The sequence below is a fragment of the Amnibacterium kyonggiense genome (assembly GCF_004364555.1).
Taxonomy (GTDB): Bacteria; Actinomycetota; Actinomycetes; order Actinomycetales; family Microbacteriaceae; genus Amnibacterium; species Amnibacterium kyonggiense.
In genome coordinates this window covers 402,929-416,101 of record NZ_SOAM01000003.1, presented here as the reverse complement: position 1 = coordinate 416,101, position 13,173 = coordinate 402,929, and the positions used below count along the sequence as shown (strand labels likewise).

Below are 13,173 nucleotides of genomic sequence, written 5' to 3'. Positions count from 1 at the left end.
ATAATGGTTGAACACTTCACCAGAGGAAGGTGTCTCGCATGGCGGCGATGAAACCCCGCACGGGCGACGGGCCCATGGAAGCCGTCAAGGAGGGTCGCCTCATCATCGTGCGCGTCCCGCTCGAGGGCGGTGGCCGCCTCGTGGTCTCCGTCAACGACGCCGAGGCGACCGAGCTGCGCGACGCGCTGTCGGCAGCGATCGGCTGATCGCTTCTCGGTGAGCGCGGGCGCCTCGGCGCCCGCGCTCGTCCACCGTGCGGGCGGTCAGCGCCGGACGAGGTGCAGCAGCCCGTCGCCGACGATCGACAGGCCTGTGACGACGTCCGTGCGCTCCCGCGCGGCGCGCAGCAGCGTCCGGTAGGCCGTCGTCTCCGGGTCGCGCCGCACGGGATCGGCCGTGCGGCCGCCCTGCAGCACGCGGGGGACGAGCACCGAGCCGCCCGGCCGGGCGAGACGGAGCGCGCGCTCGACGTCGTCGAGCACCGACGACCAGCCGGCGTCGACGAGGACGAGGTCGTACGCCTCCTCGTTCATGCGCGGCAGTACGTCGGCCGCGGATCCCGTGATCAGCCGGACCCGGCGCGCGGGGTGCCCCGCGGCCTGGAACATCGTTCTCGCCACCTGGTGGAGGTCGAGGTCGACGTCGATCGACGTGAGGACGGCCTCCGGTGCGCCCCGCAGCAGCCAGAGCCCGGACACGCCGGTGCCGGTGCCGATCTCGATGATCGACGACGCCGGGCCGCTCGCGGCGGCCAGGGCGAGCGCCGCGCCGACCGCGGGGGACACGGTGTCGATCCCGAACTGGTGAGCGGCCTCGCGAGCCGCGTCGATCGCCTCGTCCTCGGGCGCGAATGCGTCCGCGAAGGCCCGGTCGGCGGCGATCTCCACCATCCGCACCACCCTAGGGGCAGTGCGCTGCCGTCCCCCGGCGCTCCGGTGATCTACGCTGCAGCGATGGATCCGTCGAAGCTCATCTTCATCGCGGTCCTCGCGCTGTTCCTCGTGGGACCGGAGAAGCTCCCCGACTACGCCGCCCGGCTCGGCCGGTTCGTGCGCGCGGCGCGCGGCATGCTCGACGACGCGAAGGACCGCGTCCGCGAGGAGCTGGGCCCGGACTTCGACGAGGAGGAGTGGCGCAAGCTCGACCCGCGCCAGTACGACCCGCGTCGCATCATCCGCGATGCGCTCCTCGAGCCGCCGGAGCCCCGGCGCCGCGAGACGGAGCCCGAGGCGGACCCGCTGGACGATGAGCCGGAGCCCGAGCCGGTGGTGCAGCGCGCTCGGCGGCGGACCAACCTCACGGCCTTCGACGACGAGGCGACCTGATCGGCTGAACCGCCTCAGCCGAGGTCCGCGGCGATCGACCGGAGGTGGTCGAGGACCAGGCGGACGCTCGGCCGCTCCGCGGTCTCGCGCCGCAGCAGTGCCGCGATCCGCCGGGTCGGCGCGAGCTGCGCGAGCGGTCGCAGCACGACGCCGGAGCCCTCCGCTCCGGAGGTGAAGCGGGGGAGGACGGCGAGCCCGAGGCCCGCCGCGACGAGCGACTCGGTGACGCGCGTGTCGGAGAAGCGCTGGACGATGCGGAGCACGGTGCCCGCCACGCGCTCGATCTCCTGGTGCAGGCGCTCGTAGGGGAAGTCGTCCGGCACCCCGATCCAGGGCTCCTGCGCGATCTCCGCCGGGGTCACCGCGTCGCGATCGGCGAGCGGGTGGCCGACGGGGAGCGCGACATCGAGGGGTTCGTCGACGAGGTGCACCTGGATCAGGTCCCGGTCGTCCCAGGAGGGAGCCGGCCCGACGGAGTGCGCGAGCACCACGTCGAAGTCGGGCACGATCGCCGCGAAGTCGGCGTGCACCGGGTCGACGTCCGCCGCCATGACCTCGAGGCCCGGGGTCGCCCTCGCCGCGAGCAGCAGCCCGGGGAGGAACATGCGACCCGCGGTCGGGAAGGTCGCCAGATCGACGCGGCCTTCGGGCCCGGCGAGGTAGCTGCGCCACGTCTCCTCCGCTCGGGCCATGGCGACGACCACGTCGGCAGCGGCCTGCGCGAGCGCGTCGCCGGCGGGCGTGAGCACGAGACCGCGGCCCTCCCGCTCGGTCAGCGGTGCGCCGACCTCCCGCTCCAGCGTCTTCAGCTGCTGCGAGACCGCGGAGGGCGTGCGGTGCGTCGCGCGAGCGACGGCCGTGACGGAGCCGCGCAGCCGCAGCTCGCGCAGCACCTCGAGGCGCCCGATGTCCATGGGGAGCAGCGTATAGATCGTGAAGCAGAACTGCACACGAAGTGCAGAACAATTCGCTTGTTCTTTACTGTCACGAACGGTTCACTGTCAGCAGGGAGTCGACCGGCTCCCACCTGCAGCACTGGAGTTCCCCATGTCCCACGATCTGCTCGAGTCCGCGGCGCTGTCGCTGCAGCTCGACGCCCACACCGCGCCGTTCCTCGAGGACGCCGCGTTCAGCACCCGCTTCTGACCCGCCCGACACCGAGAAGAAGGCCCGCCATCATGACCGCCCTGCTCGTCGTCCTCGCGCTGCTCAGCGCGTGGGGCATCGTCGCCACCGCCGTCGCCGTGCGCACGGACGGCTACCGCGCGATTCCGACCCGGCGCCCCTAGCGCGCCGTCAGGCGGGGCCGACCGGCAGTCGCCTGCCGCCGAGCCCGCGCCCCATCCCGCCGACCGCGGCGGCGAGCGCGTCGAGCGCCGCCGCCGCCGGATCGGCGTCGGACGCGGACACCACCGGGGCTCCGGCGTCGCCCGCGCGGCGCAGCGCCGCGGAGAGCGGCACCGAGGCGAGCAGCGGCACGTCGAGCCGCTGTGCGACGGCCGCGCCGCCGCCGGAGCCGAACAGGTCGAGCAGCGAGCCGTCCGGGAGCGTGGCGGGCGCCATGGTCTCGACGACGCCGATCAGGCGCTGCCCGAGCTTCCGCGCCACGAGGCCGGACCGCACCGCCACATCGGCGGCCGCCGGCTGCGGCGTCGTCACCACGAGCACCTCCGCGTTCGGCAGCAGCTGGCCGAGGGAGATCGCGACGTCGCCCGTGCCGGGCGGGGTGTCGACCAGGAGCACGTCGATCGCGCCGTAGTGCACGTCGGTCAGGAACTGGTTCAGCGTGCGATGCAGCATCGGTCCGCGCCACGCGACCGCGCCGTCGCGCTCGCCCGGCGGCAGGAACATCCCGATCGAGATCGCCTTCACGCCGAAGGCGACCGGCGGGACGATGAGGCCGTCGAGATCGACCGGGCTCGTGTCCGGCGCGATGCCGAGCAGCCCCGGGATCGAGAACCCGTGCACGTCCGCGTCGAGGACGCCGACGCCGAGACCGCGGGCCGCGAGCGCCACGGCCAGGTTCGCGGTCACCGTTGACTTGCCGACGCCGCCCTTGCCCGACGTCACCGCGATCACGCGCGTCAGCGAGTCCGGGCCGAACGGGCTGGTGCGCTCGCCGCGGAGCCGCTCCGACAGCGCGGCACGCCGGGCCGGCGCCATCACGCCGAGCTCGACCTCGACGGTCCGCACGCCCTCGACGCGCGCCGCGGCGTCCCGGACGTCCCGCTCGATCCGGTCCGCAGCGGGGCAGCCGACGACGGTGAGGCTCAGGGCGACGCGGGCGACCCCGTCGGCGACCTCCACCGAGTCGAGCATGTCGAGCTCGCTCAGGGGCCGGCGGATCTCCGGATCCCGCACCGCGCCGACGGCCGCACGGACCGCCTCGGCGCTCACGGCTGGGTCGTCCTCGACGGCGGCTCGCGGCGACGGCGGTCCTCGGCGTCCTCCGCGCTGAGCTCCGCCGCGGCCGCCTCGCGGCTCACCTCGCGGCGGTCGAGCTCCTCGAGCAGCGCCTTCAGCTCGTCGCGGACGAAGTCCTGCGAGGCCATGTCGCGCACGAGCAGGCGGAGGGCGACGATCTCCCGCGCCAGGTACTCGGTGTCGTCGAGGTTCCGCTCGGCGCGCTGCCGGTCCTGCTCGACCTGCACGCGGTCGCGGTCGTCCTGCCGGTTCTGCGCGAGCAGGATGAGCGGCGCCGCGTAGGAGGCCTGCAGCGACAGCAGCAGCGTGAGCAGCGTGAAGTTCGTGGCCCGCGGGTCGAACTGCGCCGACTCGGGCAGGAACGTGTTCCAGGCGAGCCACACGATGACGAACGCGGTCAAGCCGATGAGGAACCCGGACGTGCCCATCCCACGCGCGAACGACTCCGAGAAGCGGCCGAAGACATCACGGCTCGTCCGTCGGCGACCGCGGGGGAGGCCCTTCGGCGCCTCGAGCGGGTCGACGTCCCGACGCGCCCTGCGGCTACCGGGCGCGGCCACGGGGGCTCCTCCTCGACGGCACGCGCTGCGGGACGGTGGTGATCGCGGACGTGTCGGTCGACACCCGGGGGAGCGCCTCGTCGTTGTCGTCGTCGGCGGCGTCGCTCGATCGCCAGTCGTCCGGCAGCAGCCGGTCGAGCACGTCGTCGACCGTCACCACGCCGACGAGGCGGTGGTTCTCGTCCACCACGGGCACCTGCACGAGGTTGTACGTCGCGAGGATGCGCGAGACCTCCGCCGCGGACGTGTTCGCCCGCACCGGCTCCGTCTGGGTGTCGAGGATGCTGCCGAGGCGCTCGTGCGGCGGGTAGCGCAGCATCCGCTGGAAGTGCACGATGCCGAGGAAGCGCCCCGTCGGCGGCTCGTACGGCGGCTGCGTGACGCAGACCGCGGCGCCGAGCGCAGGCGCGAGCTCGTGCCGGCGGATGAGCGCCAGGCCCTCCGCCACGGTCGCGTCGGCGGAGACGATGATCGGGTCCGGCGTCATCATGCCGCCCGCGGTGTCGGGGTCGTAGGCGAGGAGCATGCGGACGTCGTCCGCCTCCTCCGACTCCATCAGGCCGAGGAGCGCCTCGCTGCGCTCGTCGGAGAGCTTGCCGATCAGGTCGGCCGCGTCGTCCGGCTGCATCACCTCGAGCACGTCCGCGGCGCGGTCGTCGCCGAGGCGGGCGAGGATCTTCACGCCCGCCTCCTCCGGCATCTCCTCGAGCACGTCGGCCAGGCGGTCGTCGGTGAGCTCGTTCGCCACCTCGAGCATGCGCTGCTCCGGCAGGTCGAGGAGCGTGGAGGCGAGGTCGGCGGCCGGGAGGTCGGCCATCGACTGGATCAGCTGCGCAGCCGACTGCCCGCGGCCGCCCGTGTCGTTCTGGCGGATGTCCGACCACTTCACGAAGGCGGTCGCGCCGCGGCCGAAGGGGGCCGGGCCGGTGCGCGGGCGGCGGACGAAGACCTGCTCGACCTCCCACTCCGCCGGGCCGACCTGCTCGATCGCGACGTCCTCCACCGTGGACTCGCCGGAGCCGTCCGTGAGCGTGATGCGCTGGCCGAGCAGCTCCGCGACGACGCGGACCTCGCTGGCGCGCTGCTCGAAGCGCCGCACGCTGATCAGGCCCGTCGTGATGACCTGGCCGGCGCCGATCGACACGATGCGGCCGATGGAGAGGAAGACCCGGCGACGGCCCGGGATCTCGACGACCATGCCGACCACGCGGGGCGGCGCCGCGCGGCGGTAGACCACGACGACGTCGCGGACGCGCCCGAGCCGGTCGCCCGAGCGGTCGAACACCCCGCACCCCGCCAGGCGGGCCACGAAGATGCGCGTCGTACTCACGGTCCAAGGGTAGGCCGCCGAGCCCCGTCCCGGCTGGTCGCCGCAGCACGCGTTCATGGACGGCGCAAAGGCGAGGCCATGGATACCTGGAGCGGATGGTGGGAATGTTCTCTGCATGACGAACACGCAGGGCCTGTTCGGAGGCGGCCGGCAGGTCGCCTTCCCCTCCTTGCCGACCGGCGAGGTGATCGCGACCTATGCCACCTATCAGGAGGCGCAGGCCGCCGTCGACAAGCTGGCGGAGAACGAGGGCTTCCCGGTCCAGACCGCGGCCATCGTCGGCAACGACATGAAGAGCGTCGAGCGCGTCACCGGACGGCTCTCCTGGGGCCGCGCCGCAGGTGCCGGCGCGGCGTCCGGACTCTGGCTCGGCCTGCTGTTCGGCCTCGTGACGTCGATCTTCACGCCCGCCCAGTACAACCCGGGCACGGGCTACCTGTTCGGCGCGGTGCTCCTCGGCCTCGCGTTCGGCATCGTCTTCGGCCTGATCTCGTATGCGATCTCGCGCCGCCGACGCGACTTCAGCAGCGTCATGCAGGTGGTCGCGTCGACGTACTCGCTCGTGGTCGACCCGCAGGTGGCGAACCGCGCGCGCAACCTCCTCGGCGTGACGGGCACCGCGGCGCCGGCGCCGACGTCCGCTCCCGCGGCGGCGGAGGAGCCCCCGGTGGGTGGCACCCCCGCCTGACCCCCGACCCGCGCGAGAGGGGCCCTCCGCTGCACCGCGGGCCATGCGCATGGCCCGGATCGCAGCGGAGTGCCCATCAGCGCGGGAGCGGACGCGGCCGCGCCGCTCGAGCGGCCTCGCAGTAGGCGGCGAACGGCGTCGGCGGGTTCGTCGGCACCACGCCGACGGACCCCAGCAGCGCGCGCATCGCAGACGCGCTGCCCGACTGCTGCCATCCCGGCCGCACGAGGGCGCGAAGCCCGAGCCGCACCTCGTCCTCGCGGCGCTTCTCGCGGAGGACCGCTCGACCCGCCCCGTCCGGGGCCATCGACGGGTCGAGGTACTTCTGCTCGCCGTCGACCTCGATGCCGACGCGCTCTCGGCGGAGCAGCGCGTCGAGGGATGCCCGTCCGCCGCGTGACAGGTGCATCTCGTGCTGCAGCTCCGGCACCGCGAAGCCCGAGCGCATCAGCGACACCCAGGCGCGCGACTCCGCGGCGGACTCCGCGCCCGGATGGCCCATCGCGACCGCGTCCGCGATCCTCCGCGATCCGCGTCGCTCGGCCGCGCGATCGGCCGCGCTTTCGAGCACCTCCCGCGGGATGCCGCGCATCAGGGCGGCGCTGACGGCGAGCACGCCCTCCTCGAGCGCGGTCGCGCTCGCGACGTCGACGACGGTGCGCGGGAGCGTCGTCGCCCGGAGGTCCGCCGGTCCCGTCACCTCCGCGTCGGAGAGCGCCAGCGCGTGGAATGCCAGGCCCGCGCGCCGGCGGTCGAGCCCCGGCGACACGACGACGTGCACGTCGAGCAGCCTCGACCGGAGCACGGGGAGCCCGTGCAGGACGGCGGCCGACCAGTGCGAGACCACGAGCGGCTCGGGCGCGGTCGCCGAAGCCGCTCGGATACGGACCAGGTGCTGCTGCTCCGGACTCAACGATTCGAACGCGTCGCGCTCGACGTACGCGCGGGGGATGACGCGGAGGAGCCGACCGCGCTCCACGTCCCGGCTGATCGCGGCCCGCTCCGTCGAGGTCCGCGCACTCGCGCCGACGACGACGAGCTCCAGCCGCCAGGGGTCGATCGCGACGCCGGCAGGAGTGTGCACGCGGCGATCGTGGCGCCTCGTCGCGGCCGCGGCGACCGCGCATCCTGTGGAGGAGCGGACGCGAGCCCGCCCCTGCGCGGGCTCGAGGCGGTCCGTCGAGGCTCTGCTGGGCCCTCCGCTGCAGGCCGGGGTGTGCGCACGGCCCGAAGTGCAGCGGAGCGCCCGCTCAGCCGCGGAGGGAGGCGATCCAGGCCTCGACGTCGTCCGCCGTGCGCGGGATCGCGGCGGAGAGGTTCTCGACGCCGTCCTCCGTCACGACCACGTCGTCCTCGATGCGCACGCCGATGCCGCGGAACTCCTCCGGCACCGTCAGGTCGTCGGGCTGGAAGTAGAGGCCCGGCTCGATCGTGAAGACCATGCCCGCCTCGACCACGCCGTCCATGTAGAGCTCGCGACGGGCTGCGGCGCAGTCGTGCACGTCGAGCCCGAGGTGGTGGCTCGTGCCGTGGACCATGTAGCGGCGGTCGGCGCGCTCCACGCCCTCGAGCTGCTCGGCCGGCAGCATCGGCAGGCCCCACTCGCCGACCTTGCGGGCGATCACGGCCATGGCGGCGGCGTGCACGTCCCGGAACCGGATGCCCGGCTTCACGATCGCGAACGCGGCGTCCGCGGCCTCCCGAACCGCCTCGTAGATCTGCCGCTGCACCGGGCTGAACGTGCCCGAGACCGGGAGGGTGCGCGTGATGTCGGCCGTGTAGAGGCTCGGCAGCTCGACGCCCGCGTCGATCAGCACCAGGTCGCCGGGGACCACGGGGCCGTCGTTCCGCGTCCAGTGGAGGATGCACGCGTGCGGCCCGGAGGCGGCGATGGTGCCGTAGCCGAGGTCGCTGCCCTCCGAGCGGGCGCGCGTGAAGAACACGCCCTCGATGACGCGCTCGCCGCGCTCGTGCTCCGTGATGCGCGGCAGCGCGGCGATCACGTCGTCGAATCCCTGCTTCGTCGCGGCGATCGCGGCGCGCATCTCGGCGAGCTCCGCGTCGTCCTTCACGAGCCGCAGCTCGGCGAGGTCGCGGGCCAGCCCCTCGTCCTCGACCGTGAGGTCGCCGTCCCGCCGCTCCAGCTCCGCGACGTCGCGCGCCTCGAGCCCGAGCGAGGCGCCGACCTCCGCCAGCGACGGGCGCCGGCCGACCCAGAACTCGCCGATCGCGGCGTTCGCGTAGAACTCGTCGGTGTCCCGGCCAGCGGCGGGCTGGAAGTACAGCACGGCGTCGTGCGCGTCCCCGGCGGGCTCGAGCACGAGCACCGCGCCGGCGACCGTCTCGTCGCCCCAGCCCGTCAGCCAGGAGAACGCGGAGTGCGCGCGGAACGGGTAGTCGGTGTCGTTCGAGCGCACCTTCGGCTCGCCGGCCTCGACGACGAGGCGCGTGCCGACGTACCGCTCCGACAGGCGGGCACGACGCGGGGCGGCCGCGGCGGCGAGCGGCGCCACCGGGGGGAGCTGCTCAGGCCGGTCCGCCCAGCCGCTCGCGATGTAGTTCCGGAACGCGTCCGTCTTCGGGATCTCGGTCCGGCCGGAGCCGGTCTCGAGCTCCACGTCGCGCTGCTCGGAGGGCTGGACCTCGACCTGCTGCTCGTTCGCCACCCCTCCATCCTCCACCCGCTCGGGGTCCGCGTCACGAGCACTCCTCCGGCCGCCCCGGTTCACCTACTGTTCACCCGTGAGCGACGTGCGGGCCGAGGAGGACTTCGCCTCCGACTCCCTCCGCGTCGTCGCGCACGACGGCCGGACGGTGGTGCGGCGGACCGGGTGGTGGTCGCCGGCGGTCCACGGCCTGCTCACCTACCTCGAGCGAACGGGGTTCGCCGAGTCGGCGCGCTTCCGCGGCCTCGACGAGCGCGGCGACGAGCGCCTCGAGCACATCGCCGGCGTCAGCGGCCTCGACGCCTGGCGCCTCGTGATCCCCGAGTCCGGCCTGCGCGCCTACGCCCGCCTGCTGCGGCGCTACCACGACGCGGTCGCGGGCTACGTGCCGCCCGAGGGCGCCGAGTGGATGACCGCGAGCCGCGGACTGAGGGCGGGGGAGATCCTCACCCACGGCGACGTCGGGCCCTGGAACACCGTGTGGCGGGACGGCGAGCCCGTCGGCCTCCTCGATTGGGACCAAGCCGGCCCGCGTCCCGCGCTGCACGACGTCGCTTATGCGCTCGAGTACGCCGTGCCCTTCCGCAGCGACGCGGACGCGATGGCGCAGATCGGCTTCCCCGCACCGCCCGATCGCACGACCCGGATGCGCGTGTTCGCCGAGGCCTACGGCCTGCCGTCGACGGACGGTCTCGTCGACGCCGTGCTCGCCGAGCAGGAGGAGACGCTGCGGGCGACGCTCGAGGTCGCGGCGCGCGGGCTCGAGCCGCACGCGACCTGGGTCCGCGAGGGCTTCGTCGCCGAGCAGGAGCACCGCATCGCGTGGACCCGGGAGCACCGCGACCTGTTCGTTTGAGGCGTGTCAGCCGCCGAGGTGCTCCGCGAGCCGCTCGAAGACCTGGGCCTGGGCGGCCAGGGATGCGCGCCAGTCGGGCAGCTCGAGGGCGTGGTCGGCGCCGGGCACCTCGAGCACCTCGATCTCCGCGCCGTCGAGCGCGCCCGACCGCCAGAGCCGGTCGGCGGACCCGCCGACGGCGATCGAGCGCTCGTCCATCGTCCGCAGCGCGGCCAGCACCGGCGCCTCGCCGAGCAGCGGGGTGAGCCAGACGCCGGGCACGTCCTGCTCCGCCGCCCATGGCGCCGCGAGGGTGCCGAGCGACTTCGCGACGAGCAGGTCGGGCACGTCGCCACCGGCGGCCTGCTGGAGGGCGCTCCGGACGAAGGCGACCGGATCGCTGCCGCCCTCCGTCTCCGGGGTCCACGACACGACCGCGAGCCGCCAGCCGGCCGCCGCGAGCAGGCGGGCGGGCCAGTGCAGCACCGGGGCGAGCGCGGGGTAGCCGCTGCCGGGGAGGACCACGGCGAACATCGCGTCGGGATCGTTCGAGCCGCGCTGCACCACCTTCACGCGGCCATGTCACCACATCCGGCCGACAGCACTCCGGCGGGCTCGCGGATTCGCGAGGTCAGCCGGCGGGGCGGAGGCGGGCGAGGACCGGCCGGTGATCGCTGCCCGCCGCGTCGTCGTCCGACAGCACGCGGAAGCCGGTGAAGCGCCAGTTCGGCGTCGCGAGCACGTGGTCGATCGGCGTGCCGATGAGCGCGGGCATGCTCGTCGGCCACGTGCCGACCGCCGCGTTGCCGGTCGCGAGCGCGGCGTCGCGGCAGGTGCGGAGGCGCCCGGGTGCGGGACCGAGCCCGTCGAGGTGGTCGATCGTCGCGTTGAAGTCGCCGGCGATGAGCACGTTCCGCTCCGAGCACCGGGCGGCGACCCAGCGCAGGTCGCTCCGCCACGTCGCGGGGTCGAGATCGTACGGCGCGGTCGTGTGGACGGCGACGATGCGCGGCGCGTTCTGCCCGCCCGCGGGGTCGAGGACGACGCTCGGCACGCCGACCGTGTCGCCGTCGGCCGTGACCTCGCGGTAGCGGCCGAGCGCCGTGCTGACGAGCACGGACGTCGACCGCGCCGGGATGCCCGCCTGCTGCGACCGGGAGAACACGGTGTACGTCGAGCCCTGCCGGGCGAGCAGGTCGGCGACCTGGCGGGCGCGGCCCTCCGTCGTCTCGGGCAGCGCGACGACCGTCGCGCGGTTCTCCGCCGCCGCGCGGGCGACGACCTGCGCGGGCACCGAGTCGCCGAGCGTGTTCCAGCTGAGCACGGTCACGTCGTCCGCCTGCGCGACCGGCACGTCCGGAGCGCCGACCCCGCGGACGACGAGGACGCCGGCCTCCGCCGCGGCGAAGGCGACGAGCAGCAGGGCGAGCACGCCGAGCCCGCGGCGGAGCCGGTGGAGCACGAGGCCGACGGCCGTGAGCACCACCGCGACCGCGAGCGCCGCGGCGGCGGCCGCACCGCGGAAGGAGACCGCGAGCGCGAGCACGGGCGCCCGCTGCAGCCCCAGCAGCTGCGGCCACGCGACGAGGGTCAGCGCCGCCGCGAGCGCGACGAAGGCCACGATCGCGACGAACCGGCGGAACACGGAGGGCAACGGTACGGGGCCGGGGCGGGGCGGCCGTCCGCGGCTCGCGGTTCCTCCGCGCCCTCTTACGATTGCCGGATGGGCGTGCGCGGACGGTTCGATCTGCACACGCACTCGACGGTCTCGGACGGCACGGAGGCGCCCGCCGCCGTCGTCGAGCAGGCGTCGCGGACGGAGCTCGCCGGCATCGCGCTGACCGACCACGACTCGACCGCCGGCTGGGACGCCGCGCGGGTCGCCGCGCGCACGACGGGGACCGCGCTGATCCCCGGCGTGGAGCTGTCGACGCGGCTCGGCTGGCGCAGCGTGCACGTGCTCGGCTACCTCGTCGACCCCGCCCACCCGGCGCTCGTGGCGGAGACGGAGCGCATCCGCGTCGCCCGCCGGGACCGCGCGCACCGGATCGTGGACGCCATCGGCGCCGACTACCCGATCGGGTGGGAGGACGTCCTCGCGCAGACGTCGCCCGGCGCGACGGTCGGCCGCCCGCACATCGCCGACGCGCTCGTGGCGCTCGGCATCGAGCCGAACCGCAGCGCGGCGTTCGCGGGGATCCTCCACCCGCGGCGCGGCTACGTGGAGCCGCACTACGCGCCGACGCCCGCGGACGGCGTCGCGCTGATCCGCGCGGCCCGCGGGGTGCCCGTGCTGGCGCACCCGGGCGCGACGCGGGCGGACTGGGTGATCCCGGCCGACGAGGTCGCGGACCTCGTCGACGCCGGCCTGTTCGGCATCGAGGCCGACCACCCGGAGAACACCCCGGGCGGCGGCCCCGTGGCGGCGGCGCTCGCCGCGCGGTTCGGGCTGCCGATCACCGGCTCGAGCGACTACCACGGGTCGGGCAAGCCGAACCGGCTCGGCGACCGCTCGACCGCGCCGGAGGTCGTCGACGCGATCCTCGAGCAGGGCTCGGGAACGGTGCCGGAGCTGCCCTGAAACGGTCGCCGATCAGGAGATCTGCAGCCACTCCTTGAGCGCGTCCACGCCCTCGATCTCGGTGTGCGGGCGCAGCTCCGGGCCGCGCGCGTCCCACATCGCCCGGCTCATGCGGAACCGCTTCTGCACCGTGACGCGTCCCTCGCGGTCGAGCCGCTCCTCGCCGTTCGGCTCGTAGCCGAGCTTCCGCGTGACGGCGTTCGACGCGACGTTGTCCGCCCAGGCCGAGGTCGTGACCTCGTCGGCGCCGAGGCCGTCGAACGCGAGCGTGAGGATCGCGATGCGGTTCAGCGTGCCGATGCCCTTGCCCTGCCAGGACTGGCCGAGCCAGGAGGCGCTCTCCGCGGACTTCGTGGTCCCGAAGTTCTCCGCGGACAGGCTCTGCACGCCGATCAGGGTGTGGTCGAGCTTCGCCGCGAATTCGAGCGACCAGCGCTCGGGCGACATCTCCTGCCGCAGCCGCGAGTGGTAGCGGTACACGTTCCGCGCGACGTCGACCTCGGTGCCGCGGGTCCAGGGCGTGTTGAACGGGAGGAAGTTCCCGTGGATGCCGCCGGCGGCGAGCCGACCGAGATCCAGCGCGGTGCGGTCGTCGATCGGGGACAGCTCGATGTCGGACACCAGGATGCGCACGCCGAGGAGCGGCCAGATGTCGACGTCGGACGGGGTCGGCATGCTCAGAGGCTACCGGCCGGTCCACCGCGGATCCGACGTCGCCGCGCCCCGGGCGTCCCCGGCCGGGAAGGCCGGAGGAGCCGCCCGGG

General features: G+C 74.5%; 15 protein-coding genes. 5 read left to right on the top strand and 10 right to left on the bottom strand.

The window, feature by feature from the left end:
• Nucleotides 1-38 precede the first annotated feature (38 nt).
• The gene (locus CLV52_RS15250) at nt 39-206 is read left to right on the top strand and encodes a DUF3117 domain-containing protein (RefSeq protein ID WP_119481303.1); all 168 of its coding nucleotides are present in this window, start codon (nt 39-41) and stop codon (nt 204-206) included.
• Between the two features lie 57 nt (nt 207-263).
• Here CLV52_RS15250 and CLV52_RS15245 read toward each other — a convergent pair whose 3' ends face one another.
• On the bottom strand, nt 264-890 hold the full coding sequence (locus CLV52_RS15245) for an O-methyltransferase (protein WP_133767205.1): 627 nt from the start codon (nt 888-890) through the stop codon (nt 264-266).
• 63 nt (nt 891-953) lie between these two features.
• On the opposite strand from CLV52_RS15245, the gene CLV52_RS15240 reads away from it, so the two are divergent.
• Nucleotides 954-1,325: a twin-arginine translocase TatA/TatE family subunit gene (locus tag CLV52_RS15240; RefSeq protein ID WP_133767204.1), complete on the top strand. Its 372-nt coding sequence runs from the start codon at nt 954-956 to the stop codon at nt 1,323-1,325.
• A gap of 14 nt (nt 1,326-1,339) precedes the next feature.
• Here CLV52_RS15240 and CLV52_RS15235 read toward each other — a convergent pair whose 3' ends face one another.
• The 4 genes from CLV52_RS15235 to CLV52_RS15220 all read right to left on the bottom strand — a co-directional run bounded on the left by CLV52_RS15235 (nt 1,340) and on the right by CLV52_RS15220 (nt 5,639).
• Nucleotides 1,340-2,239 (bottom strand): LysR family transcriptional regulator, encoded by a 900-nt coding sequence (locus CLV52_RS15235; RefSeq protein ID WP_133767203.1) that lies wholly within the window; start codon nt 2,237-2,239, stop codon nt 1,340-1,342.
• Between the two features lie 382 nt (nt 2,240-2,621).
• Nucleotides 2,622-3,722, bottom strand: a complete 1,101-nt coding sequence (locus CLV52_RS15230) for an Mrp/NBP35 family ATP-binding protein (protein WP_246018171.1) — start codon at nt 3,720-3,722, stop codon at nt 2,622-2,624.
• Entirely contained in the window at nt 3,719-4,309 is a 591-nt protein-coding gene (locus tag CLV52_RS15225) for a DUF1003 domain-containing protein (RefSeq protein ID WP_246018170.1), read from the bottom strand. The genes CLV52_RS15230 and CLV52_RS15225 overlap by 4 nt, the downstream gene beginning before the upstream one ends.
• Nucleotides 4,293-5,639, bottom strand: coding sequence for a magnesium transporter MgtE N-terminal domain-containing protein (locus CLV52_RS15220; protein ID WP_133767202.1), 1,347 nt, complete (start codon nt 5,637-5,639; stop codon nt 4,293-4,295). Before CLV52_RS15220 ends, CLV52_RS15225 begins: the two co-directional genes overlap by 17 nt.
• A 115-nt stretch (nt 5,640-5,754) precedes the next feature.
• Here CLV52_RS15220 and CLV52_RS15215 point away from each other — a divergent pair, with 115 nt between their 5' ends.
• Entirely contained in the window at nt 5,755-6,327 is a 573-nt protein-coding gene (locus CLV52_RS15215; protein ID WP_211342717.1) for a YflT domain-containing protein, read from the top strand.
• Nucleotides 6,328-6,403: 76 nt separating this feature from the next.
• Here CLV52_RS15215 and CLV52_RS15210 read toward each other — a convergent pair whose 3' ends face one another.
• Both CLV52_RS15210 and CLV52_RS15205 read right to left on the bottom strand, forming a co-directional pair.
• Nucleotides 6,404-7,411, bottom strand: a complete 1,008-nt coding sequence (locus tag CLV52_RS15210) for a hypothetical protein (RefSeq protein WP_133767201.1) — start codon at nt 7,409-7,411, stop codon at nt 6,404-6,406.
• A gap of 166 nt (nt 7,412-7,577) precedes the next feature.
• Nucleotides 7,578-8,945 (bottom strand): aminopeptidase P family protein, encoded by a 1,368-nt coding sequence (locus tag CLV52_RS15205; RefSeq protein ID WP_246018191.1) that lies wholly within the window; start codon nt 8,943-8,945, stop codon nt 7,578-7,580.
• Between the two features lie 124 nt (nt 8,946-9,069).
• Between CLV52_RS15205 and CLV52_RS15200 the strand changes: the two genes are divergently transcribed.
• Nucleotides 9,070-9,849, top strand: coding sequence for a phosphotransferase (locus tag CLV52_RS15200; RefSeq protein WP_162850881.1), 780 nt, complete (start codon nt 9,070-9,072; stop codon nt 9,847-9,849).
• Between the two features lie 6 nt (nt 9,850-9,855).
• On the opposite strand, the gene CLV52_RS15195 is transcribed toward CLV52_RS15200, so the two are convergent.
• Entirely contained in the window at nt 9,856-10,401 is a 546-nt protein-coding gene (locus CLV52_RS15195) for a hypothetical protein (protein ID WP_133767198.1), read from the bottom strand.
• A 58-nt stretch (nt 10,402-10,459) separates the two neighbouring features.
• Nucleotides 10,460-11,473: an endonuclease/exonuclease/phosphatase family protein gene (locus tag CLV52_RS15190; RefSeq protein WP_162850880.1), complete on the bottom strand. Its 1,014-nt coding sequence runs from the start codon at nt 11,471-11,473 to the stop codon at nt 10,460-10,462.
• Nucleotides 11,474-11,551: 78 nt separating this feature from the next.
• Between CLV52_RS15190 and CLV52_RS15185 the strand changes: the two genes are divergently transcribed.
• Entirely contained in the window at nt 11,552-12,409 is an 858-nt protein-coding gene (locus tag CLV52_RS15185; RefSeq protein ID WP_133767196.1) for a PHP domain-containing protein, read from the top strand.
• 12 nt (nt 12,410-12,421) lie between these two features.
• Here CLV52_RS15185 and CLV52_RS15180 read toward each other — a convergent pair whose 3' ends face one another.
• On the bottom strand, nt 12,422-13,084 hold the full coding sequence (locus tag CLV52_RS15180; RefSeq protein WP_133767195.1) for a GNAT family N-acetyltransferase: 663 nt from the start codon (nt 13,082-13,084) through the stop codon (nt 12,422-12,424).
• Nucleotides 13,085-13,173 lie beyond the last annotated feature (89 nt).

Coding starts and splice junctions, on each gene's coding strand:
- CLV52_RS15250 (WP_119481303.1), top strand. CDS start 39: ATGGCGGCGATGAAACCCCGCACGGGCGACGGGCCCATGGAAGCCGTC.
- CLV52_RS15245 (WP_133767205.1), bottom strand. CDS start 890: ATGGTGGAGATCGCCGCCGACCGGGCCTTCGCGGACGCATTCGCGCCC.
- CLV52_RS15240 (WP_133767204.1), top strand. CDS start 954: ATGGATCCGTCGAAGCTCATCTTCATCGCGGTCCTCGCGCTGTTCCTC.
- CLV52_RS15235 (WP_133767203.1), bottom strand. CDS start 2,239: ATGGACATCGGGCGCCTCGAGGTGCTGCGCGAGCTGCGGCTGCGCGGC.
- CLV52_RS15215 (WP_211342717.1), top strand. CDS start 5,755: ATGACGAACACGCAGGGCCTGTTCGGAGGCGGCCGGCAGGTCGCCTTC.
- CLV52_RS15185 (WP_133767196.1), top strand. CDS start 11,552: ATGGGCGTGCGCGGACGGTTCGATCTGCACACGCACTCGACGGTCTCG.
- CLV52_RS15180 (WP_133767195.1), bottom strand. CDS start 13,084: ATGCCGACCCCGTCCGACGTCGACATCTGGCCGCTCCTCGGCGTGCGC.